General features: G+C 31.3%; 16 protein-coding genes, 3 tRNA genes and 2 rRNA genes (1 of these 21 cut by a window edge). 6 read left to right on the top strand and 15 right to left on the bottom strand.

Annotated features, from left to right (window positions below):
• Window positions 1-202 precede the first annotated feature (202 nt).
• The 3 genes from gldJ to H0I32_RS11345 all read left to right on the top strand — a co-directional run bounded on the left by gldJ (window position 203) and on the right by H0I32_RS11345 (window position 4,115).
• Window positions 203-1,882 carry a gliding motility lipoprotein GldJ gene (gene gldJ, locus H0I32_RS11355; protein WP_173587792.1) on the top strand — a complete coding sequence of 560 codons (1,680 nt, stop codon included), beginning with the start codon at window positions 203-205 and terminating at the stop codon, window positions 1,880-1,882.
• A 157-nt stretch (window positions 1,883-2,039) separates the two neighbouring features.
• Window positions 2,040-3,320: a UDP-N-acetylmuramoyl-tripeptide--D-alanyl-D-alanine ligase gene (locus tag H0I32_RS11350; RefSeq protein WP_179313632.1), complete on the top strand. Its 1,281-nt coding sequence runs from the start codon at window positions 2,040-2,042 to the stop codon at window positions 3,318-3,320.
• Between the two features lie 66 nt (window positions 3,321-3,386).
• A complete protein-coding gene (locus tag H0I32_RS11345; RefSeq protein WP_179313631.1) occupies window positions 3,387-4,115 on the top strand; it encodes a phosphatase PAP2 family protein in 729 nt (242 codons plus the stop codon).
• Window positions 4,116-4,387: 272 nt separating this feature from the next.
• Here the strand turns inward: H0I32_RS11345 and H0I32_RS11340 are convergent, their stop codons facing one another.
• The 3 genes from H0I32_RS11340 to H0I32_RS11330 all read right to left on the bottom strand — a co-directional run bounded on the left by H0I32_RS11340 (window position 4,388) and on the right by H0I32_RS11330 (window position 8,227).
• Window positions 4,388-5,734, bottom strand: a complete 1,347-nt coding sequence (locus H0I32_RS11340) for a hypothetical protein (protein WP_173587789.1) — start codon at window positions 5,732-5,734, stop codon at window positions 4,388-4,390.
• A gap of 26 nt (window positions 5,735-5,760) precedes the next feature.
• On the bottom strand, window positions 5,761-7,695 hold the full coding sequence (locus H0I32_RS11335) for a cell envelope integrity protein TolA (RefSeq protein ID WP_179313630.1): 1,935 nt from the start codon (window positions 7,693-7,695) through the stop codon (window positions 5,761-5,763).
• Between the two features lie 447 nt (window positions 7,696-8,142).
• A tRNA-Ser gene (locus tag H0I32_RS11330) sits at window positions 8,143-8,227 on the bottom strand.
• A gap of 333 nt (window positions 8,228-8,560) precedes the next feature.
• On the opposite strand from H0I32_RS11330, the gene H0I32_RS11325 reads away from it, so the two are divergent.
• Both H0I32_RS11325 and H0I32_RS11320 read left to right on the top strand, forming a co-directional pair.
• On the top strand, window positions 8,561-9,592 hold the full coding sequence (locus H0I32_RS11325) for a M28 family metallopeptidase (RefSeq protein WP_179313629.1): 1,032 nt from the start codon (window positions 8,561-8,563) through the stop codon (window positions 9,590-9,592).
• Window positions 9,593-9,700: 108 nt separating this feature from the next.
• Window positions 9,701-11,278 (top strand): M28 family peptidase, encoded by a 1,578-nt coding sequence (locus H0I32_RS11320; protein ID WP_179313628.1) that lies wholly within the window; start codon window positions 9,701-9,703, stop codon window positions 11,276-11,278.
• Between the two features lie 173 nt (window positions 11,279-11,451).
• On the opposite strand, the gene H0I32_RS11315 is transcribed toward H0I32_RS11320, so the two are convergent.
• From H0I32_RS11315 to H0I32_RS11275, 9 genes are all read right to left on the bottom strand, one after another.
• Window positions 11,452-11,526: transfer RNA gene (locus H0I32_RS11315), tRNA-Val, on the bottom strand.
• A gap of 49 nt (window positions 11,527-11,575) precedes the next feature.
• Window positions 11,576-11,650: transfer RNA gene (locus tag H0I32_RS11310), tRNA-Val, on the bottom strand.
• Window positions 11,651-11,713: 63 nt separating this feature from the next.
• A complete protein-coding gene (locus H0I32_RS11305; protein WP_173589657.1) occupies window positions 11,714-12,931 on the bottom strand; it encodes a bifunctional folylpolyglutamate synthase/dihydrofolate synthase in 1,218 nt (405 codons plus the stop codon).
• Between the two features lie 3 nt (window positions 12,932-12,934).
• Window positions 12,935-13,831: an energy transducer TonB gene (locus H0I32_RS11300; protein WP_179313627.1), complete on the bottom strand. Its 897-nt coding sequence runs from the start codon at window positions 13,829-13,831 to the stop codon at window positions 12,935-12,937.
• Between the two features lie 59 nt (window positions 13,832-13,890).
• A complete protein-coding gene (locus tag H0I32_RS11295; RefSeq protein WP_179313626.1) occupies window positions 13,891-14,283 on the bottom strand; it encodes an ExbD/TolR family protein in 393 nt (130 codons plus the stop codon).
• A gap of 3 nt (window positions 14,284-14,286) precedes the next feature.
• Window positions 14,287-14,982: a MotA/TolQ/ExbB proton channel family protein gene (locus H0I32_RS11290; RefSeq protein ID WP_173589654.1), complete on the bottom strand. Its 696-nt coding sequence runs from the start codon at window positions 14,980-14,982 to the stop codon at window positions 14,287-14,289.
• 87 nt (window positions 14,983-15,069) lie between these two features.
• Window positions 15,070-16,461: a sodium:proton antiporter NhaD gene (gene nhaD, locus H0I32_RS11285; protein ID WP_173589653.1), complete on the bottom strand. Its 1,392-nt coding sequence runs from the start codon at window positions 16,459-16,461 to the stop codon at window positions 15,070-15,072.
• A gap of 6 nt (window positions 16,462-16,467) precedes the next feature.
• On the bottom strand, window positions 16,468-17,694 hold the full coding sequence (locus H0I32_RS11280; RefSeq protein WP_173589658.1) for a Glu/Leu/Phe/Val dehydrogenase: 1,227 nt from the start codon (window positions 17,692-17,694) through the stop codon (window positions 16,468-16,470).
• Between the two features lie 66 nt (window positions 17,695-17,760).
• Window positions 17,761-18,828 carry an anhydro-N-acetylmuramic acid kinase gene (locus tag H0I32_RS11275; RefSeq protein ID WP_179313625.1) on the bottom strand — a complete coding sequence of 356 codons (1,068 nt, stop codon included), beginning with the start codon at window positions 18,826-18,828 and terminating at the stop codon, window positions 17,761-17,763.
• 92 nt (window positions 18,829-18,920) lie between these two features.
• Between H0I32_RS11275 and H0I32_RS11270 the strand changes: the two genes are divergently transcribed.
• Entirely contained in the window at window positions 18,921-20,063 is a 1,143-nt protein-coding gene (locus tag H0I32_RS11270; RefSeq protein WP_173589651.1) for an acyl-CoA dehydrogenase, read from the top strand.
• A gap of 58 nt (window positions 20,064-20,121) precedes the next feature.
• On the opposite strand, the gene H0I32_RS11265 is transcribed toward H0I32_RS11270, so the two are convergent.
• The 3 genes from H0I32_RS11265 to H0I32_RS11255 form a co-directional block, all read right to left on the bottom strand.
• Window positions 20,122-22,554 carry a helix-turn-helix domain-containing protein gene (locus H0I32_RS11265; RefSeq protein WP_179313624.1) on the bottom strand — a complete coding sequence of 811 codons (2,433 nt, stop codon included), beginning with the start codon at window positions 22,552-22,554 and terminating at the stop codon, window positions 20,122-20,124.
• A gap of 109 nt (window positions 22,555-22,663) precedes the next feature.
• Window positions 22,664-22,773: ribosomal RNA gene (gene rrf / locus H0I32_RS11260) — 5S ribosomal RNA — on the bottom strand.
• Between the two features lie 126 nt (window positions 22,774-22,899).
• Window positions 22,900-23,695 (bottom strand): 23S ribosomal RNA (locus H0I32_RS11255) (it continues 2,031 nt past the right edge of the window).

The raw sequence follows: 23,695 nt of genomic DNA, 5'->3' as shown, positions 1-23,695 counted from the left end.
ATTCCAAAAATACAACAATAAATCATTTCTTTCCTCGTTATTATTGAGCAAAAACTATCGGTAAATTGTAAAATATCCGATATCCTGCACGATAAAAAGGTTAAAATGCATACTTTTTTTAATTTAGATAAAAAAAAAAGTTGTCAGTTTACCTTTAATTGTTATATTGCGACTCTAAAATTAAACGAGCTTATTTAAACGTATGGATATGAAACATGTGTCAAACCTAAAATTTTTAATAGCAATAACGATTTGTACTTCAATATTGAGCTGCAACCGTTCTTCTAATTCTGGCAATGTAGATAGTGCCACAGGCTGGAAAATAAACGCCCGAGAAGGTGGTTTTCAGTACAATACCCAATTCAAAGAACAAGAAACGCCTCCTGGAACTTCTTTTGTTGAAGGTGGAACATTTACAATGGGAAAAGTACAAGATGACCCAATGCACGATTGGAACAATACTCCAAATCAACAGCATATTCAATCATTTTATATGGATGAAACAGAAGTTACTAACGTAAACTATTTGTTTTATTTAGATTATTTGAAAAATGTTTACCCACCAGATGATCCAAATTATGCTTTAATATACAAAGGAGCACTTCCTGATACTTTAGTTTGGAGAAACAGATTAGGTTATAACGAAATGATGACCGAAAACTATTTACGTCATCCAGGTTATGCTAACTATCCTGTTGTAGGTGTTAGTTGGATTCAGGCTGTAGAATATGCAAATTGGAGAACTGACCGTGTAGCAGAATTGTCTTTACAAGAAGCTGGTTATATTAAAAGAGATGCACAATACACTGATGTAAGTGCAGAAAGCACATTCAACACTGATACTTATATTAATGCACCATCACAAACATATGGTGGTAATACTGAAGTATTAGAAGGAGGACAAAGAAGACCACAAACAGATGCAGAAGGAAACCCTATTAACACTTACGCTAATAGAGAATCTGGATTAATCCCTGTAAAATACAGACTTCCTACCGAAGCTGAATGGGAGTATGCAGCTTTAGGAATGAGTGAATTACGTAGCTATAATGTTTATAGAGGTCGTAAAAAATACCCATGGGATGGACAATATACAAGATCTGGAAAACGTGTAAATCGTGGAGATCAATTAGCAAACTTTAAGCAAGGTAAAGGTGATTATGGTGGGATTGCAGGTTGGTCTGATGATGGAGCTGATATTACTGCAGAAGTTAAAACTTACGAACCTAACGATTACGGTTTATACGATATGGCTGGTAATGTTGCAGAATGGGTTGCCGATGTTTACAGACCTATAGTTGATGATGAATTTAATGACTTCAACTACTATAGAGGTAACGTATACACTAAAAATGCAATTAACGAAGACGGAACAGTGAAAATTGTAACTGTTGATGATATTGTTTACGATACATTAAGTAATGGTAAAATTGTAGCTAGAGATTTACCAGGTGAAATTGCTAGAGTTCCTGTTGATGAAGAAGAAACTTATTTAAGAACTAATTTTAGTCAAAGTGATAACAGAAACTTTAGAGATGGAGACAAAAGCTCTTCTCGTTACTACAGAGAAAGTTTTGACGAAACTGAAGGGACAAAACAAGAAACTAGTAAAATGTATAACTCACCTAAACATAGAGTTGAAGTAGATACAACAGAAGGAAAAATGATCAGAGAATATGATCAATCTGACAGTAGAACATCTTTAATTAATGATGAAGTAAGAGTTTACAAAGGTGGTTCTTGGAGAGATAGAGCATACTGGATTGACCCAGCTCAACGCCGTTATTTCCCACAAGATATGGCTACTGACTATATTGGTTTTAGATGTGCTGTTTCTAGAGTAGGTTCTAAAAGTGAACAAGGAGGAAAAAGAAGTCACTAATAAACTTTAAATAATATTTAAAAAAGTCCTGATAATTATATCAGGACTTTTTTATTTTTATACCTCAAAACTAGCCTGTCTAAAAAAGACGTGTGAATGACACTAAAACGGTAATAGAAAGCATAACTCAGGCAGACAAAATTTTAACTATAAACACATGAAAATAGACGAGATATACAATAATTTCAAAACCTGTACTATTGCATCTACAGACACTAGAAAACTACAGCAAAACTGTATGTATTTCGCGCTTAAAGGAGATAATTTTGATGGTAATCAGTTTGTACAAAAAGCATTTGACGGTGGCGCTAAATATTGTATTATAGATAATATTGAATACAAAATTAACGACAACTGTATACTTGTAAAAGATGTACTATCTACACTACAAGAACTCGCTACTTTTCATAGAAAAAAAATAGGTATAGCAATTATATCCCTAACAGGAAGTAATGGAAAAACAACAACAAAAGAATTAATCAATACCGTTTTAAAAACAACCTACAAGGTAAAAGCTACTGTAGGTAATTTAAATAACCACATTGGAGTTCCACTAACCCTACTAAGTTTCACAGAAGATCTAGATTTCGGAATTGTAGAAATGGGAGCTAATCACCTAAACGAAATTGAATTTTTATGCAACATAGCATTACCAGACTATGGTTTAATAACCAATTTTGGCAAAGCACATTTAGAAGGTTTTGGAAGTGTTGAAGGTGTTGTAAAAGCTAAATCAGAATTATACAATTATATAATATCTAATAAAAAAATAGCTTTCATTAATACTGATGATAACAAACAAATCAAACAAATTGGAGCATACTCTAAAATCATAAAATTTGGTAACGGAGAAAAAAATGATTGTATTGTTACATTTAAAGAAGCAAAACCATATGTTACTTTAGTTTACAATGACCTTCAAATAAAAAGTCAACTCATAGGTGATTATAACTACGGAAATATCGCCGTAGCAGTCGCTATTGGAAAACATTTTAAAGTAAGTTCTGAAAACATAAAAAAAGGTATAGAAAATTACCAACCAGATAACAACCGATCTGAAATTATTAATAAAGGAACTACTCAAATTATTTTAGATGCATACAATGCTAATCCAACAAGTATGTTAGCGGCACTTAAAAATTTTAAACAATTGGATGCCAAAAATAAATACTTATTTTTAGGTGATATGTTTGAATTAGGTACTGAAGCAGCAAAAGAACATCAGTCAATTGTAGATTTTATAACATTGAATTTTGATGAAAATATTTATATCATCGGTAATAACTTCTACGATACTAATACAAAAAGTTCTCTTCATAAATTTCGAAGATTTGAAGATCTAAAAGAGCTACTAAAATCACTTCAACTTAACAATACCTCAGTATTAATTAAAGGGTCTAGAGGTATGGCTTTAGAACGTATTCTAGACACTATATAAACCAAAAATCATAAACAAACTGTAATTCTATAAATACAGTTTGTTTCTAGCTAGTTTTTAAAAATCATGCAAAATGAAATTAAATTAATAATAAGTAAATACTTAAAGTCATTAGTTAGCTTATTAAAGAAATACAATGTTAGATTACCTTATTTAACTATTTCATTAATAGCAATACTTATTGTAGTTGGTGGAATAAATTTATTTATTGAATTAACCGAGAACTTAAAAACGACAACGTTAGCCCAATTTGACACCAACGTAATAGAATATATACATTCTTATAGAACTCCTACACTTACAAAATACTTTGTTTTTATAACTGATATAGGAGATGTATACGGTTATTTAATTGCTTTTATACTCTGTATAATAACATTTCTCATGATTTTTAAGAGTTGGCAATATGTTATTCAACTCATTGTTGTTATGTCCTTAGCTTTAAGCTCAAATTTAATCCTTAAAAGAATAATAAATAGATCAAGACCAAATCAAGAACATTTAGTCACCGTAGAAACACTTAGCTATCCTAGCGGACATGCTATGGCTGCAATGGCTTTTTATGGGTTTTTGATATACCTCTTCTTTCATTTTAAAATTAATCTAATATTAAAATCAATTATAATTACATTATTGATTTCAATTATAATCAGTATAGGAATAAGCCGTATATACCTTGGTGTACACTTTCCTTCAGATATTATTGGAGGTTTTATTGCTGGATTTATATGGGTTATTCTTTGTGCGCTGATGTTTAATTTGATAAGAGTATACAAAAAAGCAAATAACAAATAAATAGAACTCTAAGCGAGCTATTAGCTATATTTAAGAGAGATAAATACAGGATTTAGTATCGTTCCCTAAAAGATATTTATTAACTATTCTAAATCGCTAATTAAAGATTTACATTGATTAAAACAACGATTAATTACATATCAGTACTAAGAGAATTATATTAAATCAATTTTTAGTTAAATTAAAACATCAGGATTAAGCCATAAAAATAACTTAACCCTAATGTTTTGAACTAACGCACTTTTTAGAATAGTCCGTTTAATCAAATAAGATTACCAATTTCGAGTAAGAATACCAATTCCCGCTTGAATATATGTTTCTCCATCAATAAATGATGCTCCTCCTTTTAAAGCTAAAGCTTTACCTATCTTAATTTGAATACCTGTTTCATAATAAAACAAGAATCCTTTTAAGTCTTTTATTTCCCATCCCTCATCTTCAAAAAAAAACTCCCTATACTTTAGACCTCCTCCACCATAAACCCAAATTGGATTTACTATTTTAACAGTTAATCCAAAACTAGCTTTAAGTATTGACTCTTCGAATACAGATATACTTTGCCCCACTGAATCGGCTTCTTGATCAGCAGAAAATTTTAATTTTGAAACAGATTCATTACCACTTAAATTAAGATACGTTCCGACTTTATTCTGACTCAGCTTACCAAATTGTATCCCATAGGTTTCATCAGTAGCATAAGTAAGCATAAAATAATTTGCAGAAGTTATATTATCAATTCTGTTTTGTTTATCTATTCTTTTTTGAATTATATCAAGATTATCATTAGTTGTTTGAACATGCTTTCCTTCAGGAAATTTTCTCAAATAATCATTATAACTTCTTTGAGCTAGAAGGTTACTCTCATTTTTAAATTCGGTATTAGCTTCATTTATCATTAAAGCTTCTAATCGTTCTAAGATTTCTTCTTTATGCTCAGATTGTGGGTAAATCTTTAAATGTCCTTCTATAAAATCTATACTACTACTCGTTTTAACTTTATTATAAGATTCAACTTCTTTCGCTATATTTAATTTACTATTAACCTGAACTTTATAAACACCTCTTGGAAACAGATCTAAATAATCTTCATAATACTTTACCGTATCCATTTTTAATGCTGTATTATAATATTGAGTCTCTTTTTCTTCTAAAGCCAATTTAACACGACCAACCTCTTCTGACTTAGGATACTTATTAATATATGCTCTAATTTGATCTACACTACCATTAGTTATAGCTGTATTATACATTCTCTGCTTAATAGCAAGCTCATTATTTATTATTTCTTCGTGCTCTATAACTATAAGACTCACTTCTTCTATTCTATCATCACTTTGATCTGCATTTTCAAGAAACATATAAGATAAAGATTTAATAAGACTGTCTTTTTTATCAATTTTAAACCTTACTAAAACTTCTAAATAAGTTATGTCTGGATTTGTGTTACCTAACTCTTTTTTTGTGCTTTCTATATATTCAAGTGATTTGGTAAAGCTATTTGTAGCATAAGATTCTTTGGCTTTGTTATAATAACCTTTAGCAATATTCATATTCTGTGAAATTGAAATATTAGCGCTAAATAAAATTAATAATAGTAATGTGTTTTTAATAAATCTCATGACAATAGTTTCAAGTTTATATTTGGTTAGTTTTGCTCTTCTTTTTTAACTTTTATGACTTTACCCCAATAATTAGTTGCTTTATTATCCTTTATTGGTTTCAACTCCTCACTGGTTTCTTCTTGTTTCTGATCTTCCTCTTTCCAATAATTTAAATTACCAGCTTCATCTTTAAAATCTGAAACATGCTCTTTATTCTTATCTCCCCAATAACTTATACCTGTTATTTGATTCTTTTTATTATTTAAATCAATTAGTAAGTCATCTGGAAAAATCAATTCAAAATAAGAGTTAGAAACCAGTTGTATATTCCGATTATAATGTTGATCTATAAGATCATAATTAGACTCCCAATTGTAAACAATATATGTAGACGTAGGATTTGTATGGAATTTAGATTCAATATCAGAAAGGATATTTTTTAGAAAATCAAATTCTCCATTGCTTTTAGGATGTACAGCAATAATTGGAGAAAATACCACTTTTGGACTTTCATGTATATCAACTTCTATAGTATTAGGAAAGTGAATATTTTCGTTATAATTATCATAACCTTGTTTAATTTCAATAAAATAAAAATATATAGGTTCATGATTTTGAGTCTTTACATCATAAGTTAACTCATAACTTGTACGAGTATCAGCTATGGATTTACGTTTCTTTAAAATAGCATTTTTTTGTTGTTTAATAGTATTAGCCAAACTATAAAACTCTTGTTTTTGTGCTTTTAACGCTGCTTCTTGTTTTCTTTGAATTTCTCTTTGCCTTTGTAATTCTGCCTGTCGCTTTTGTTCTGCTATTCTTTTTGCTTCCTTATTTTTTGCTATAGCACTAAAAATTTCTAAACCAACTCCAACAGCTGCTGTAGCTATCACACCATCTTTATTACCCTGTTTTGCAAATTCATTCATTAGGTGTTTACTACCTTCTATATAATTGCCATTTGCCCATTGCTCACCTGTTTCATCTGCTGCTTGATTTATAGCTTCACTTTTTCTTTTATTTTCGGCAATTTGAGCCTGAATTTTCTGATATTGCTCTTGTTGCTTACGTTGAAATTCTGCTTTTTTTTGTTCTAACTCTAACTGTTGTTGTTGTCTTAAATTATTTAAACGTGCAACTTCGCTTTGCCTTTTGTTATCTGTAATTTTAATCTTTTCAGCTACTTTATTTTTTTGTTCTTGTGCTAATTTTTCGCTATTCTCAACTTCTAACTCCCGTTTCATTTGGGTATCAATATTTGAAATCTGATTGCTATAGCTGTTATTTTTATCTAATATATCTAACGTATTATAAAGTGATTTTTTATTTATTAAATCCTCATTACTAGTACCTAACGCATTAATTTCATTTTTTAAAGATGTAATTTTTTCTTTATCTATTTTAGCTTGTGCTTTCGCTTTTATTAAGTCACTTATCTCATCATTTATACGAGAAAATTGATCTAAATACTCAACACTTTCTAATTTTGTATTATATGCTCTAATACCTAGTTTTTTAACTTCACTAATAGCATCACAAGTAATACAATCTCTTTTATTAGGGTCAATACCAAAAGTATTAAACAAACTACTCAATTGAGATTGTGACAAATAATCTGATCCATTAGGCTGAAGGTTTTTTGCCGTATAAGTAGTAACTCCCTTATAAAACTGAATATCAGCCGTGGCTTTACGTGTAAAATTATCTATACGGATAGGAAATGAAACCCCTACTTCTGTTGCATTAATACCGTTGTATTTGTAAGATGTAATTTTAAAATTAGTAACTTTTCTATACACTATAACATCTACTAACAAGCCTTCTGTTGCAAACCTAAATTCTACATTAGCAGTATACGTGTACGTCCCACTATTAGCCGTTTCCTCACCAGAAATATTAACAGAAATTTTATTCTGAGCAAAGCAAAGACTCGTTGTAATTAAAAACAAAAAGCTGATAAGAAGTTTTATTTTAAACATATGTACACGATTAATATTACACACTCTATAAATCAATAAAAAAGCTCTATTGAATAGAATAACAAAACAAACTAAAAAAGAATACATAGAATAGTTACCATAAATTCTACGATATTAACATCCCTTAATATGAAGCTATAAACTTAGTTTAGTAATATTTTTAATACAATACCCAATAATGGGTATATTGAATCAATCTCAAAAATTATGTTTACAATTAAAATATAGATTTAGTTAATCATACCAAAACTAAGAAAGTGGAGTATTTGTATTTTAAAGGATACAATACGTAAAGAAGAAAATAAACACGATACCTAATGTTATATATAAGAAAGAAGGAGTTTATAATACCATTCATATTAGATCTATAAATAGTATAGTTCAGATATAATAATAATATCTATAAAAAACAAAACCCTTACAATCTTACGATTATAAGGGTTAATGCGGAGAAAGAGGGATTCGAACCCCCGGAGGTATGACCCTCAACAGTTTTCAAGACTGCCGCATTCGACCGCTCTGCCATTTCTCCAGATGTCTCATCAGGTATTCCCTGAATGCGGGTGCAAATATACAATCCTTTTTCATTTAGACAAATATTTTTACACCTTTTTTTACTAGATATAACTAATAAGCTGATATACAACACAAAATAAATTCATTATACATAAAAAAAGATATTCTTCAAACATCATAAAAAGATATATTATCCATTATTAACAAGTCAAAATAAAAAAACTTCTAAACGTTTAAAATCGAAAAAAATCGAAAAGGTCTTAAAATAAATAAGATTTAAAAATCTAAGCTATTGTAAGAAAACAATAAATCATTTTATCTTACTTTTGGCTAAATCAAATAGTTACAAATGAAAATACTTTTTGCATCTGTACTCTTACTTGTGGGGTCTTGCGCCACCATAAGACATAGTGAAAAAATCAATAATTTAAAAAATAGCATCACTTACAAAGATGAACCTATCGTTACAAAATATTTGAATACTATAAACAAAAATGATCTAAAAGTACATCTTAAAGAAGTCGCTTCCGATAAATACAACGGTAGAAAAACAGGAGAAGAAGGCCATAATCAAGTTTGTGATTACATCAGAAAGCAATATGAAAATCGAAATATTAGCGCACCAGAATCTCATCCTAATTATTACCAAAAAGTACCAAAAGAGGCCTTACCAAATGATTTAAATGCTTCTCAAAATATTATAGCGTTTATTAAAGGTTCTGAGTTCCCGGAAGAATATGTATACATCTCAGCACATTCAGATCATGAAGGTATAATTGATGATGAAATTTATAATGGAGCTGATGACAATGGATCTGGAACAGCAGCCGTTTTAGAAATAGCAGAAGCATTTAACCTAGCCATTAAAGATGGTTATAAACCTAAACGAAGTATTGTATTTATACATGTAACAGCTGAAGAAGTAGGATTATATGGCTCTAAATATTATACAGAGAATCCAATATTCCCCCTCCAAAATACAATTGCAACTTTAAACATTGATATGATTGGTCGTGTAGATTACAAACATAAAGACAATGAAAATTATATATATATCATCGGAGCAGACAAAATAAGTACCGAACTCCATTTTATTGCACAGAAGGCTAACGCTACATTTACAGGTCTTAATCTTGATTACACCTATAATAAAGATACTGATCCTAATAGATACTATTACCGTTCTGATCATTATAATTTTGCATCACAAGGCATCCCTGTGATTTTCTTTTTTAATGGCGAACATGAAGACTACACCAAACCTACTGATACAGAAGATAAGATTAATTATACATTGCTAGAAAAACGCACAAAATTAGTTTTTGCTACTGCTTGGTATTTAGCTAACTCTAAAACACGATTGCAAAAAGGCATCCTTTGATGTTAAATTTTGTTAAATACATTAAAGCTAAACTCAATGCCTATTCTATTTTGTAGATTTAAGGCTAACATAATTTTAAAAATCACAAAATTTATTTACTTCCTTTATATGAAAAAAATACTATTCTTAAGCTTTGCATTAGTAATAGCAACCAGTTGTGGCACGTCTAACAAAAATACTAATACTACAAAACCAGATACAACTGAAGTAACAGATCCTTCAGCATATGCTTCAACAATTTCTGAGGGCGAATTAAAGACTATGCTTTACAAATTTGCTTCAGATGAATTTGAAGGAAGGGATACAGGTGAAAAAGGACAAAAAATGGCTATTGAATACTTAAAGCAAAAGTATTTGGCAATGGGTATTGGCACACCATTAGAAGGAGATGATTATTTTCAAGAAGTCTATTTAGAAAAAAAGAAAATTTCTGAAGCAAAATTAACCGTAAATGATATAGCGTATAAAAGCTTTGAAGAACAAATTGTTTTAGCTGTTTCAAAAAATCTAAAAACCTCTATGGAGAGTATTATCTATGTTGGCTATGGCATTGATGATGATAACTATTCGGATTATAAAGATATAGATGTAAAAGGAAAATTTGTTTTAGCAAAAGCTGGAGAACCAAAAGATGCTGAAGGTAATTTTATGACTTCAGGTAATACAGATGAAACTAAATGGACAAATGGACGAGAATCATTAGCGAATAAAAAGAAAGCTGCAGAAGACAATGGCGCTTTAGGTATTCTATATATGGACGAAGGTTTATTTTCAAAATACGCTCCATTTTTCCAACGACAAATCGCTTCAGACACAGAAAGCAGACTATCATTAAAAACTAATGATGATGAAATTACTATGCTAATGATAAATGAAAAACTAGGTAAAGCCTTGTATAGTTCAATATCTGAAGATTCTACTCCAAAAGAAATTAAAAACAACATTAACTTAGAAATTGAAAATAAATCTGAAAATGTTATTTCTGAAAATGTTGTTGCCTTTATTAAAGGCTCTGAAAAACCAGATGAAATAGTTGTAATATCTGCACATTTAGACCATGAAGGAATTAAAAATGGTAAAATATATAATGGAGCTGATGATGATGGTTCTGGTACTGTAGCAATATTAGAAATAGCACAAGCATTTAAAGCTGCTGAAAAAGCAGGTCATGGACCAAAGCGTTCTATTCTATTTCTACATGTTACAGGTGAAGAAAAAGGCTTATTAGGATCTAGGTACTATACAGATATAGATCCAATATTCCCTCTAGAAAATACTGTAGCAGATCTAAATATTGATATGATTGGCCGTGTTGATCCAGAACGAACTATAGGCACAAGAAATTACATCTATTTAATAGGTAGCGACAAATTAAGTAGCGATTTGCATAACATTTCAGAAGAGGCAAATAAAAAATATACACAAATAGAATTAGACTATAAGTTTAACGACGATAATGATCCAAATCGTTTTTACTACCGATCTGATCATTATAATTTTGCTAAAAACAACATCCCCGTTATCTTCTATTTTAATGGTACACATGCTGATTACCATAAACCATCAGACACACCAGATAAAATAGAATACGACTTATTAGAAACACGAACAAAATTAGTGTTTTACACAGCTTGGGAAGTTGCAAACAGAGCCGATAGAATTATTGTAGATAAAGCGACTAAATAAAACTAAAGTTCTATTACACTTTAATATTAAAAAAATCCACATTTACATGTGGATTTTTTTTGTGGGTTACATTCAATTCTAATAAACAGATTTCAGCAACTCTAACTTAACTAATGTATTTTAATTACTTAAATATAGCGCATAAAAAAAGTCCACATTTCTGTGAACTTTTGTGGGCGACAAGGGATTCGAACCCCTGACCCCTTGGGTGTAAACCAAGTGCTCTGAACCAACTGAGCTAGTCGCCCTAATAAATCAATTTCTGTATAAAAAAAGCTCACATTAAAGTGAACTTTGTGGGCGACAAGGGATTCGAACCCCTGACCCCTTGGGTGTAAACCAAGTGCTCTGAACCAACTGAGCTAGTCGCCCTATTTATTAGGACTGCAAAGATACTCTAGTTTTCAACATTACAAAACATTTTTGTAAAAAAAATTAAATTATTTCTGCAACAACAAAAGTACTCCCACCTACATAAATGAAATCATTCTTTTTAGCGTTTGATTTTGCGCTAGTTAAAGCTAATTCCACACTATTATATGTCTTTCCAATTAATCCATTCGCTGTAAAAGTTTTTTTCAAAATTTCAGCATCAAGTCCTCTTTGTACATTCGGTTTGCAAAAATAATAGGTTGCAACTTTAGGAAGCAAAGGAATTATGCGTTCTAAATCCTTATCATTAACCACTCCGAAGACAATATGCAGCTTATCAAAAGATTCTTTTTGTAATTGCTGCATTACATAAGTTAATCCTTCATTGTTATGAGCCGTATCACAGATAATCTTAGGTTTATCATCTAATTGTTGCCATCGCCCTTGTAAACCTGTATTAGCAGTAACATTTAAAAGACCTGTTTGGATAGCTTCGTCTGAAATTAGATACCCTAACTCCTTCAAAATATTTAAAGATTGTAAAACTGTTTTTTTATTTTGATTTTGATAAGTTCCTTTTAAATCACTTTCTAAAACTTCATTTATAAGTTGATCAGCAAAATAAATTTTAGATTCTGTAGACGCTGCTTTCAACTTAAACACATCTTGTGTTTCAAGCTGTGTTTCCCCAATAACGACAGGAATATTCTTTTTAATAATTCCGGCTTTCTCTCCTGCTATAAGTTGAAGTGTATCTCCTAACATTTGAGTATGATCTAAACCAATATTAGTAATGACAGACAGTTCTGGAGTAATAATGTTTGTAGAATCTAAACGACCACCTAAGCCAACTTCAATAACAGCAATATCTACTTTTTGTTTTGCAAAATAATCAAAAGCCATACCAACAGTCATTTCAAAAAAAGACAATTGATTCTCTTCAAAAAAAGAAAGATTTTTTTGAATAAATTCAATAACAAAATCTTCACTGATTACATCTCCACTAATACGGATACGCTCTCTAAAATCTTTTAAATGAGGTGACGTATATAAACCAACCTTATATCCCTCTTCTTGTAAAACGGAAGCTAACATATGGCTTGTTGATCCTTTTCCGTTTGTACCTGCAACATGTATGGATTTAAAATCATTTTCAGGATGATTTAAATGTGTTGCTAAATTAATGGTATTAGTTATATCTGTTTTAAAAGCAGATTTTCCTTTATTCTGATACATTGGAAGCTGATTAAACATCCAATTTACCGTATCTTGATAATTCATGTGCTATTGACCTACATCAAAATTAATACTTACAAATCCAACTTGAGTTGCTGGTGCATCGTTATCTACGGGCCATTTATGAGACATCGCAATTTTTTTTGCGGGTTCTAATAAACAAGGATGTGTATTTGTTGTTCCTCTAATTCCAGGCTCTGCATTTACAACCTTACCTTGTCTGTTAACCTCTATTCTAACAACTACGAGTCCGTATTCGTTACAATTCTGTTCAAAAATTTGTCTAGATGGTTTTCCACGACCACCTAAACCGTAACCGATTCCACCTTTACCTGGTCCAGATCCACCAAAATAACTAGTAGCATACGGATCACCGTCTAATTGTCCTTTATTACCACCTTTGCTGTCTGGTCCTTCTCCTCCATCAGTGTTTCCATCTGCATTTTTAACACCACCAATAAGGTTATCTAGTTTTCTTTTCTTTTCAGCTTCTTCTTTCTGTTTTTTCTCTTCAGCTTCACGTTTTTCTTGTTCCACTTTTTCTGCTGCTGCTTTTGCATCTGCTTTGGCTTTAGCCTCAGCTGCCTTAGCCTTCGCTTCTGTTTCTTTTTGCTTTTTAATAGCAATAGCTTCTGCGTTATCTTCCGTCATTACCTCTTCAGCTTTAGTACTGGCTTCTGTAGGTGTAACTTGTGCTTCCTCTGGTATTGATTCTTCAACAGCGCTTTCTTCTACAATCTTGTCTTCTACTGCTTTTTTAGGTTCGCTCAATGGTTTATTACCACTACCAAAATCTGTTGTTCCAAAATTAACGGCAACACCATATTCTTCTGGTGGATCCATATACTGAGGTCCAACAACAAACAACAATAACAGAACTATCAAAGCTATAAGCGCTGTGATTTTTGCTGAATTACGTTGATGATTAGTCTCTAAATATTTCACGTTTATTAGTATAAATCCATTTGATTAAAAAAAACCAATAGATGCTGTTTTATAAATTATTAATTAGGCTGAACAGCCAAAATAACTTTAAATTTATTTCGGTTAGCAATGTCCATTACTTTAACTACATTCTCTACCGGAACAGATTTTTCTGCTCTCAATACGATTGTTGGAGCCTCTTGATTAGCCATTATGGATATCAATTGTGTTTCTAAAACACTTTCTCCTACACGTTCTTGATCAATATAATAGGTCAAATCTTTTTTGATACTTACTGCTGTGGATTTTTTATTTTCTGTTTTACCACTTGCTTTTGGTAAAACAATATCAATCGCACTTGTTGTAACTAAAGTTGACGCAATCATAAAAAATATTAACAACAAGAATACAATATCGGTCATAGACGCCATATTGAATTCGGGTGTTACTTTATTTCGTCCTTTAATATTCATAAATTAGATAGGTTCGTTTAAGTGATCTAAGAACTCAACAGAATTAGCTTCCATTTGGTACACCACTTTATTGGTTCTTCCGACAATATGATTATAAGTTACATAAGCAACAATACCAACAATAAGTCCTGCAACAGTCGTTGTCATTGCAGTATATAAACCACTAGCTAAAACATCCATCTGGATAGTTCCACCTGCATTAGCTAATTCAAATATTGAAATAATCATACCAACAACAGTTCCTAAGAAACCAATCATTGGTGCAACACCTGATATTGTAGCTAAAACACTTACATTTTTCTCTAAATTATAAACCTCAAGACGACCTGCATTTTCAATAGCCGTATTAATATCTTCTAAAGGCTTCCCAATTCTTGTAATTCCTTTGGCAATTAATCTAGATACTGGTGAGTTTTGTTGTGCACATAACATCTGAGCAGAATCAATTTTACCATTACTGACATGATCTTTTATTTGATTCATAAAATTTGAATCCACCTTAGAAGCTGCTTTAATAGCAAAAAGTCTTTCGAAATAAATATAAGTAGCCACTATTAAAAGTACAAATAGAATCAGAATAATCACGATTCCAGATGTTCCACCTGTTGATATTAATTCGATAATTGATAAAGTTTTTTCTACAGGTTCCCCTTCAGCTAAAACAGCTACTTCATCTTGAATAGCACTTAGTAAAATCATACTAATAAATTTAAGTTTTAAATTCTTGTTTTTATAACGTTAAGTTTTACACTTAATTATATTTAAATTCTCAATTCCCTAATGGAATTAAAAAATAGATCTTGTTACCATAAAAGCAGCAGCACCAGCAATAAAACCTACTAATGCTAACCAAGAAATTTTTTTAAAATACCAAAAGAAATCAATTCTTTCCATCCCCATAGCAACAACACCTGCGGCAGAACCAATAATTAACATACTACCACCTGTTCCTGCAGAATAAGCTATAAAATGCCATAATTCGTTGTCTAGAGGTTCAGAAAACATTCCTAAACTTGCAGCAACTAAAGGTACATTATCAATAACGGCAGATCCAGCACCTAGTAATAAAACAACCAAATCCGATACACCTTCATGGTGAAATTCAGTTCCTAACATTGGCATTGTATCTTGTAAAGAATTAGCAAAACCAAATAGAATACCTAAAGATTCTAAAGCAGCTACGGCCATTAAAATTCCTAAGAAAAATAAAATACTTGGCAATTCTATTTTAGATAATGAATAATGCAAAGGACTATGACTAGAACCTGCTGAATGTTCTTCTGAAACAACTTCAGTAATAGAAAATTTAGAATGGCTATATATTTCTGCGAAAATAGCGACAACACCAAGTGAAAACATCATTCCTACATAAGGTGGTAAATGTGTTATTACTTTAAATACTGGGACAAAAACAATAGCTCCAAGTCCTAAAAACAACATTCTAGAGCTAAACTTATTCTTTACTTTGTTATCTGATTCATGCAATTCTAATGTTCCTTTAAAAGGCTTTAACATTGATGCTATAAACGTAGGAACAACCATACATAATAAAGATGGAATAAATAAGTACATAAACAGTTTCCCTGAAGACACCTTATTACCAATCCACAACATCGTTGTTGTTACATCTCCAATTGGTGACCATGCGCCACCAGCGTTTGCTGCGATTATAATTAAACCGGCATACCAGATTCTAACATCTCTTTCTTTAACAATTTTCTGAAGAATAGATATTAAAACAATTGTTGCTGTAAGATTATCAATTATTGCTGAAAGTGAAAAAGCTAAAATTGAAAACATCCATAATAACTTCTTTCTGCTATTAAATTTAACTGCATTTTTTATAGTTGAAAAGCCATCAAAATAATCGATGATTTCTACAATAGTCATTGCTCCCAACAAAAAGACTAAAATCTCTGCTGTTTTACCTAAATGGTGAAGCAAAGTTTCTTCCATTAAATGAAGCTTTTCTTCATGTCCTAACAATCCAAAATTATCCATTAAGGTATGTGTACCAGAATCAAACCATTGTGTAAAACTATTAATACCCAACGAAATTAAAGCCCAACTTATAGCCATCATAACCAAAGCAGGAATTAATTTATCGATCTTTATGTTATGCTCTAAAGTAATCGCTAAGTAACCAAAAACGAATACAAGAATTATAACTGTTTCCATAAAATATTATATTAATTGTCTTAAAGCGATTTCAAAAGCGGTTTCGCTTATGCCAACTTTGGTTGCGTTAATATTATGAACTTCCTTTAAAGCTTTTCTTATAATGTTTGAAGTATCATTAAATATGTCTTCATCTGTCATTTGCACTTTACGTTCCATAAAATATGCAAAAACTCTTGCCATACCACAATTAGAAATAAAATCTGGTATAAGACTAATTTTTTGATCTGTATGTTCCATAATAGAGCCAAAGAAAATTTCTTTATCTGCAAAAGGAACATTAGCACCACATGTTATAACTTCTAAACCTGAAGAAATCATTTGATCAATTTGATCTTGTGTTACTAACCTAGAAGCTGCACATGGTGCAAAAACTTCAGCATTAACAGACCATATTTTATCATTAATTTCTTCAAAAGGAATAATGTTATCTGCAATAAGTGTGTTACCGTTTTTAGCTAAGTATAAGTCTGTAATTTCTTTGAATGAGAATCCATCTTCATTCAACAAACCACCATCTCTATCTATAATACCAACAACTTTTGCTCCCATTTGAGCAAAATAAAATGCTGCTGCTGCACCCACGTTTCCAAAACCTTGTACAACAACACGCTTTCCTTTTATAGAATCATCTTGAATATCATAAAAATGCTGAGCAGCTGTTGCAACACCATAACCAGTAATCATATCTGCTACAGTATATTTTTCGCTAACACTTGGAGAGTATTTAGAGTTTTCAATAACCTTAATAACACCATGTCTTAATTGACCGATTCTATTAATTTTATCTGCGATTGTTGGTTTAAAATGACCTTCAAAAACACCTTCTTGCGGATGCCAAACACCACTTTGCTCTGTAATTGGAATAACTTCGTGAATTTCATCTACATTTAAATCACCACCTGTACCATAATAACTTTTAAGTAATGGTGACACGGCAGCATACCAGCGCTCTAAAACCCCTGTCTTTCTTGGATCTAGTGGGTCAAAGTTAATTCCAGATTTTGCTCCACCTATTGCCGGACCAGAAACTGTAAATTTAACCTCCATAGTTTTTGCTAATGAAAGCACTTCATTTTGGTCTAAACCTTTACGCATACGTGTTCCACCACCTGCTGCTCCACCTCTTAAAGAGTTAATAACAGTCCAACCTTCTGCTTCTGTCTCAGGGTCGTTCCAATGAAATACGATTTCAGGAGACTTATTCTCGTATTTTTGAAGTAATTCTTTTATCAATTCCAATCTGTTTATTATATGGTAACAAATATAAAAAACAATCGAAGTAATTGTTAAATAAGTTTAATTTTTAGGAATTAATATTTTTCCAGAAGAATGATCATGGCTAGCACCTGTAACACTCATTAAACAATTAACTTCATCTCTTTCTTTAAGAGCTCCTAATAACCCAAAAATTAAAGCTTCTTTAAATTCTACAATTTGATCACTAGGTATTAAAACTTTATTATTTAAATAATGGTTAATTCTGTTAATTAAAAATCCATTATAAACACCACCTCCTGTTACTAATACTTTAGTTGTATTCTTAATTATAACAGTTGAAATTTGAATAGAGATATGTTCTATGTAAGTACATAAAATATCTTCAAGCTTAAGATTATAAGAATCTATTAGTGGAAAAATATTCAAGTCTACCCATTCTAAACCTAAAGATTTAGGAGGTATTTCATTGTAAAAGTGAAGTGCATTTAGTTCTAATAATAAATTTTCATTTATTTTTCCTGTTGAAGCTAATTGACCATTATCATCAAATTCTAAACCTATCTGAGAGACATAGTAATTCAAAACAATATTAACAGGGCAAATATCAAACGCAATTCTTTCATTATTAAAATCTGAAGAAATATTAGCGAAACCACCTAAATTAATGCAATAATCATATTCGTTAAATAGTAAACGATCCCCAATAGGAACCAAAGGTGCACCTTGCCCTCCAAGTTCAACATCTTGAACCCTAAAATCACAGATTACTTTTTGACTCAGAATATCTGCTAAACTCTGTAGATTGCCTATTTGGTAGGTCAAACATTTTTCTGGTTGATGCAGAGCTGTATGCCCATGAGAAGCGATAAAATCTACAGCTTCAATTTTATACTTCTTAATAAAATCTAAAATAGTAGAAGCTAAAAATTCAGAATAATCAAAATCTATAACTTTCAATTGATCCAGTTTTTGATTAACCAAATTACTCAAAGTAGTTTTCCACTCTTTAGAGTATTTTACAGTTTCTGCATAATGAATTTTAAAATTCCAAAGACTATCTTTTTCATAAGTAGCATAAATAAGATCTATACCATCTAATGAAGTTCCAGACATTACTGCAATAATATTATAAGTAGAATTTATCATATACGTAAAAATAGTATTACTTATTGAAAATACCACAATAAAAAACTATCTTTACTTGATAAATTTAAGAAAACAACAACAAAATATAGAATATGAATTTTAGTTTGACAGAAGAACACTTAATGATTCGTGATGCAGCAAGAGATTTTGCTCAAACAGAGTTATTACCTGGTGTTATAGAACGTGATAATACACAAACATTTCCTGATAGTTTAGTCCGTAAGATGGGTGAACTCGGATTTTTGGGTGTTATGGTAGATCCTAAATATGGAGGAAGTGGTATGGATGCTATTTCTTATGCCATAATTATGGAAGAATTATCTAAAATTGATGCTTCTGCTTCTGTAATTGTATCAGTAAATAATTCACTTGTCTGTTATGGACTTGAAGCTTATGCAAATGAAGAACAAAAACAAAAATATTTAACAAAATTAGCCTCAGGACAATCTGTAGGTGCTTTTTGTTTAAGTGAACCTGAAGCAGGAAGTGATGCAACATCGCAACGTACTACCGCGATAGATAAAGGAGATCATTATTTAATTAATGGTACAAAAAATTGGATTACAAGTGGAGGCCGCGCAGATGTATATATTGTAATTGCACAAACTGATAAACACAAAGGATCTCACGGTATCAATGCTTTTATTTTAGAAAAAGGGATGCCAGGGTTTGATATTGGACCAAAAGAAGATAAACTAGGTATTAGAGGAAGTGATACACATACACTTCAATTCAATGATGTCAAAGTTCCTAAAGAAAATAGAATTGGTGACGATGGTTCTGGATTTAGATTTGCAATGAAAACGCTTTCTGGAGGACGTATTGGTATTGCAGCACAAGCTTTAGGTATTGCAGCTGGAGCATATGAATTGGCATTAAAATACTCTAAAGAACGAAAAGCCTTTGGAACAGAAATTTGTAATCATCAAGCCATCGCTTTTAAGTTAGCAGATATGCATACTGAAATTGAAGCCGCAAGAATGTTAGTAATGAGAGCTGCTTGGGATAAAGATCAAGGTTACAATTATGATATGAGTAGTGCGATGGCAAAACTTTATGCAAGTAAGGTCGCTATGGAACATACTGTTGAAGCTGTACAAATACATGGTGGAAATGGTTTTGTTAAAGAATACCACGTAGAGCGATTAATGCGTGACGCAAAGATTACTCAGATTTATGAAGGTACATCTGAAATTCAAAAAATTGTTATTTCTAGAGGTATAATTAAAGAATAAACTAAATATTAACAACAGAAAAAAGGCTTAAAAATTTTATTTTTGAAGCCTTTTTATTTTAACGTAAATCATCTAAAACTAAACGAATTTCTGCATAAGAATACTTATCGTCAAGTTGATGTTTTAAATCTGAAAGATTATCAAATTTTTTAGTTGGAATAACTTTTTTTAATTCTTGATAATATTTTTTAGACATTAATTCAGTTATCAAAACTTCACCAGAAGAAGTAAAACTTGCTAAATGGCCAAAAATAGTATTTGAATTAAGTTCACGTTCTAAAGCAATTTGATCAATGGATTTTCCTTTTCTAAATAAGTCTAATGAGACTCTCTTGGTATCTCCCTTTTTTATTTTTGGTGTCAATTTTTCTATCAGAGAAATATCTTTAGAAACTTCAATATCATTTTCATCACAGTAACTTGTAATTACTTTTAATATTTCCGTACCATATTTAGCAACACGAGTCTTCCCCATACCGTGAACTTCATTTAACTCCTTAATAGTAGTTGGTAAAGTTTCACACATTGCATAAAGTGACTTTTGAGTATAAATCTGAAAATGTACTAAATCTTCTCGCTTTGCAATCTGATTTCTTAACTCTCTCAATAATTCAAAAAGCTCTACATTAGTTGTACCATCAATAACAGTCGCTCTTTTTACTTTAGGCTTTTCTTTTGCCAAGAAAACAGATTTTGCTCTTAGACTTAAAAATTGTTGAGTATCAAACCCTGCTTTCAATCCTTCAAACAATAATAATTTAGTCGCTAATAATTCATCTAAAGTAACAATTTGTTTATTGATATCTTTTTCTAGTGTTTTATTATCTGTAGAGAAATTAAATTCTTTTAAAGCTTTTTCAATAGTAGCAGTAGTCTGATCTTTAAAATAGTTTAAAGCTTTTTTAAAGCGTTCTTGAATTAACTCATTATCTTCAGGAGTATCATCTGATGTGTCTAATTGCTGTAATTGAGATTTAAAAGAATTAGCAATTTTAAGTAAACTAGTAGCATTGTCTTTAATAGATATTAATGGTGCTTCTAATACTCCTTCTATACTTCCCCTATTTTTATAATAGATATCTAATATACGATTGGAAGGATATAAGAAACTAAAGAAATTAAACATATCAGCAATCAAACCTAATTGAAACTGACACTTCGATTCTAATAAAATTGAATCATCTGGTTGATTAACTTCTGCATTTTTATTAAAAGTAATAACATTATAATCACTAATAATTTGATTAGATTCTATTTTACTTTTTAAAACCAATCCTTCTAAAGATTTACAACGACTCAAAGCTACGTAAGTCTGCCCATGAGCAAATGCACCTTGTGCATCAATTATTGCTTTTTCAAAAGTTAAACCTTGACTCTTGTGTATCGTTATAGACCAAGCTAAACGTAATGGTATTTGAGTAAAACTACCTATTTTATCTTCAGAAATTGCTTTAGTATCTGAATCAACGGTGTATTTAATATTCTCCCAAGTTTCTAATTTAGTATTGATATTAAAATCATCATCCGGACAATGCACAACAACTTCATCTTTATCTAATAAAATAACCCTACCAATTTTACCATTAAAATAGCGCTTTTCAGGTGAACTATCATTTTTAATAAACATCACTTGAGCTCCAACTTTTAATTCCAATAAGTCATTATTGGGATAAGAATGCTCTGGAAAATTACCTTCTACTGTTGCTTTATAAGTTTTAGTTTTTCCTTTTAATTCAACAAGCTTTTCTATATTAACTTGTCGTGCTTTATTATTATGAGTCGTTAAAGAAATATAACCTTCATTATCATCTGGTTTAAAGTCAGGAATAAATCTTTTATTTAGTTCTTCTGCTGATTTTGGAGTTAAATTATTATTTCTAATCTCATTTAATATTTCAATAAAAATAGGATTATCTTGTCTATAAATATGCTTAAGCTCAATCGCAATCGGATCAGAACTCTTATAAGCTATGCTACTAAAGAAAAAAGCATTGTTATAAAACGGTTTTAATAATTGCCACTCATGATCTTTTATTACAGGAGAAAGCTGTTGCAAATCGCCAATCATTAACAATTGAACACCTCCGAAAACTTTATTACGATCTTTATAACGTCTTAGCGTTTTATCAATCCCATCTAGTAAATCGGCCCTAACCATACTAATTTCATCAATAACTAATAAATCAAGAGACTTAATAATGTCAATTTTTGTTTTATTAAATTTTCTTTTGAAACTAGTTGAATTATTTAAATTTTCATCAGGTAAGATAGGCCCAAACGGCATTTGAAAAAAGGAATGAATAGTTACACCTTTTGCATTTATTGCAGCTACACCAGTCGGTGCTACAATAACCATTCGTTTTTGCCCTTCATTTTTTAATTTATGTAAAAATGTAGTTTTACCTGTACCAGCCTTACCTGTTAAAAATATATTTCTATTGGTATTATTTACAAAATTCCAGGCTAATTCTAATTCTATATTTACAGACATAATTATTATAAACTAAGGATTGAAGATAGTAAAAGTTTTTTAAGTAATCAAAGAGTAAAAAGTTCTAAAACACAAAAAACCCTTACTAGCTAACTAGTAAGGGTTCTTAAAAAGGCGGCGACCTACTCTTCCACAGTAAAGTAGTACCATCGGCGCAAACGGGCTTAACTACTCTGTTCGGAATGGTTAGAGGTGAGCCCCGTCGCTATAACCACCTTAAATTTTTATTCTGAGTTTATCAGAACTTGGGTTGTTATAAATAATCAACACTAATATTGTTGACATATTGAAAAAATTACATGATATCTGTCTGTATAAATAGTAAACTGTTATAAAAAAACGCTGTACAATAAGCCTATGGGTTATTAGTACTACTTGGCTATGACATTACTGCCTTTACACCTATAGCCTATCAACGTGGTCATCTTCCACGACCCTTAAAAGAAATCTCATCTTGTGGTGGGTTTCGCGCTTATATGCTTTCAGCGCTTATCCCTTCCGAACGTAGCTACCCTGCAATGCTTCTGGCGAAACAACAGGTACACCAGAGGTTCGTCCAACTCGGTCCTCTCGTACTAGAGTCAGATCCACTCAAATTTCTAACGCCCACAGTAGATAGAGACCGAACTGTCTCACGACGTTCTGAACCCAGCTCGCGTGCCACTTTAATGGGCGAACAGCCCAACCCTTGGGACCTTCTCCAGCCCCAGGATGTGACGAGCCGACATCGAGGTGCCAAACCCCCCCGTCGATATGAGCTCTTGGGGGAGATCAGCCTGTTATCCCCGGAGTACCTTTTATCCTTTGAGCGATGGCCCTTCCATACGGAACCACCGGATCACTATGCTCTACTTTCGTACCTGATCGACCTGTATGTCTCTCAGTCAAGCTCCCTTATGCCATTGCACTCTACGCACGATTACCAACCGTGCTGAGGGAACCTTTAGAAGCCTCCGTTACTCTTTTGGAGGCGACCACCCCAGTCAAACTACCCACCAAGCACTGTCCCTGGTTAGAGGTTAGACTCTAGATAAGCAAAGGGTGGTATTTCAACAATGACTCAACAACGCCTAGCGACGCTGCATCGAAGTCTCCCACCTATCCTACACATTACTTATCCAAAGCCAATACTAAGCTATAG

Source organism: Winogradskyella sp. HaHa_3_26 (assembly GCF_019278425.1).
Taxonomy (GTDB): domain Bacteria; phylum Bacteroidota; class Bacteroidia; order Flavobacteriales; family Flavobacteriaceae; genus Winogradskyella; species Winogradskyella undariae.
This window is presented reverse-complemented; position numbering and strand designations above follow the sequence as displayed.